This window comes from Rhodopila globiformis, assembly GCF_002937115.1.
In the GTDB taxonomy this organism is placed as follows: Bacteria; Pseudomonadota; Alphaproteobacteria; order Acetobacterales; family Acetobacteraceae; genus Rhodopila; species Rhodopila globiformis.
In genome coordinates this window covers 1-2,538 of the sequence record NZ_NHRY01000008.1, presented here as the reverse complement: position 1 = coordinate 2,538, position 2,538 = coordinate 1, and the positions used below count along the sequence as shown (strand labels likewise).

2 protein-coding genes are annotated in these 2,538 nt (G+C 70.4%); both read left to right on the top strand.

Annotated features, from left to right (window positions below; translation table 11 throughout):
* Window positions 1-315 precede the first annotated feature (315 nt).
* Entirely contained in the window at window positions 316-1,179 is an 864-nt protein-coding gene (locus CCS01_RS00180) for an SDR family oxidoreductase (RefSeq protein WP_104516833.1), read from the top strand.
* Between the two features lie 31 nt (window positions 1,180-1,210).
* On the top strand, window positions 1,211-2,398 hold the full coding sequence (locus tag CCS01_RS00175) for a M20 aminoacylase family protein (protein WP_104516832.1): 1,188 nt from the start codon (window positions 1,211-1,213) through the stop codon (window positions 2,396-2,398).
* Window positions 2,399-2,538: the final 140 nt, after the last annotated feature.

Below are 2,538 nucleotides of genomic sequence, written 5' to 3'. Positions count from 1 at the left end.
CCTGGTCGCTCCTGTGGCGGCTTCGATGATTTCAGGCGCTTCGCGCGAAGCGCAATATCCACTTCCTCCGTGCAACTCCGTGCAAACATTGTGTAACTCCGTGTCCGCTTGATTGCCGCCGGTGAAACCAGCACCAGCGATGACAGTATGAGCCACGGCTGCAGCGGACCGTTTCCGAAATCTGTGCATCCCATAGGGCGCGTCCTGCCCATCCACCCCCGCCGCCTGGGCGCAGATGGCCGGGACACGCCAGGCGAAGCGGCCGATCGAGGCGAGAGGCTTGTTTCATCCCCTGGATTGTGCGTTTCACCGCGCATGACCGACGCTGTACACGTGATTGGCGCCTCCGGCCGCACCGGCCTGACGCTGTGCCGAAGCCTGCTCGATGACGCCATCCCGGTGGTGCCGGTGGTGCGCAACCCGGCGAAATGGGCGGAAGCGGGGCTGGACGGCCAGGTGCGGCCGGCCGACCTGCGGCAGCCCGAGGCGCTGCGGGCCGCGCTGTCGGACGCGACCCGCATCGTCTCCTGCGCCCACGCCCGCCACACCGCCGCGATCCTGGCGGCGGCACCGGTGTCCGCCCGGCTGGTTCTGCTGGGCAGCACGCGCAAGTTCACGCGCTGGCCGGACGCCCACGGCAACGGCGTGCTGGCCGGCGAGGGCGCGCTGCTCGCCTCGGGCCGCCTGGGCGTGATGCTGCACCCGACGATGATCTACGGCGCGCAGGGCGAGAACAACGTGCAGCGCCTCGCCGCCCTGTTGCGCCGCCTGCGGATCCTGCCGCTGCCCGGCGGCGGGCGCTTCCTGGTGCAGCCGATTCACCAGTCGGACGTGGTGCGCTGCATCCGCGCGGCGCTGGCGCGGGACTGGCCGCGGCCGGACACCCTGGTGGTCGCGGGGCCGGAGCCAGTGCGTTATGCCGATTTCGTCCACGCCGTGGCCGCCGCCGCCGGGCTGCGGCCGCCGACGATCCTGTCCGTCCCTGCCGCGCCGCTGATCCTGGCGGCCCGGCTGACCCGGCATTTCCGTGGGCTGCCGACGGTGGAACCGGCCGAGATCCGCCGCCTGCTGGAGGACAAGGCGTTCGACATAACCCCGATGCGGGCGCAACTGGGGGTGGAGCCGATCCCGCTGGCGACCGGATTGTCGCTGACCTTCCGTCCGTGCGACGATGGCTGAGCCTGCCAGGGGAATGCCATTGGGGAACGCCATGCCCATCGTCAACAGCATCGCCGCGCTGCACAATGAGATGACCGCCTGGCGGCGGGATTTCCACGCGCATCCCGAACTGTCGATGCAGGAAAGCCGCACATCGGCCGTGGTGCGGCAAAGGCTCGCGGAATTCGGCACCGACGAAATCATCACCGGCCTGGCCACGCACGGCGTTATCGGCGTGGTCCGTGCCGGCCGCTCGGCTCGCGCCATCGGCCTGCGCGCCGACATGGACGCGCTGCCGATGCAGGAGGAGACCGGGCTGCCGCATGCCAGCCGCCATCCCGGCGTGATGCACGCCTGCGGCCATGACGGCCACACCGCGATGCTGCTGGGCGCGGCGAAATACCTGGCGGAGACTCGTAACTTCGACGGCACGGTGTACCTGGTGTTCCAGCCCGCCGAGGAATTCGAAGGCGGCGCCGAGCGGATGGTGCGGGACGGTCTGTTCCGGCGCTGCCCGATGCAGGCGATCTACGCCCTGCACAACTGGCCGCAGGCCAGGACCGGGACGTTTCTTTGGCGCAGCGGCCCGGTCATGGCGGCGGTGGCGTTCTTCGAGATCACCGTCACCGGCAAGGGCAGCCACGCGGCGTTCCCGCACCAGGGCGTCGACACCATCGTCGTTGCCGTGCAGATCGTCAACGCGCTGCAGACGATCGTCGCGCGGTCGATCGACCCGAACGGCGCCGGCGTGGTCTCCGTCGGCAGCATCGCCGGCGGCGAGGCATCCAATATTCTGCCGGAACGGGTGGTCATGAAGGGCACCGCCCGCTGGTTCCGCCCCGACATCGGCGACCAGATCGAATCCGGCATGAACCGGCTGGTCAGCGGCATCGCCGCCAGTTTCGGCGCGACGGCGCACCTGGCGTTCCGCCGCCACGCGCCGGCGACGGTGAACGATCCGGACGCGACGGAGTTGGCCGTGAACGCCGCCCGCGCCGTCGCCGGCCACGACCAGGTGCGGGAAATGGCCGCCCCAACGATGGGCGGCGAGGACTTCGCCTTCATGCTGGAGGCCAGGCCCGGCGCCTACCTGATGCTCGGCGCGGCCCGCGGCGATCATGATCCGCTGCTGCATCACCCCTGCTACGACTTCAACGACGAGATCCTGCCGATTGGCGCCTCCTGGCTGGCGACGCTGGTGGAGCAGCAACTGGCCAAGGGCCGCGCCGGCATGGCCTGACCATGACCCGGCGCGGATGCCGCATTCCGCCGCATGCCCGGCCTGCACCGCCTGGACGGGGCGGACCGATCGGCGGCGGACGCCCCCCAGACGGGATCATCGGGCGGGATCATCGGGCGGGATCATCGGGCGGGATCATC

Bases quoted from the DNA above. Each gene is read 5' to 3' on its own strand.
- CCS01_RS00180 (WP_104516833.1), top strand. From the start codon at position 316: ATGACCGACGCTGTACACGTGATTGGCGCCTCCGGCCGCACCGGCCTG.
- CCS01_RS00175 (WP_104516832.1), top strand. From the start codon at position 1,211: ATGCCCATCGTCAACAGCATCGCCGCGCTGCACAATGAGATGACCGCC.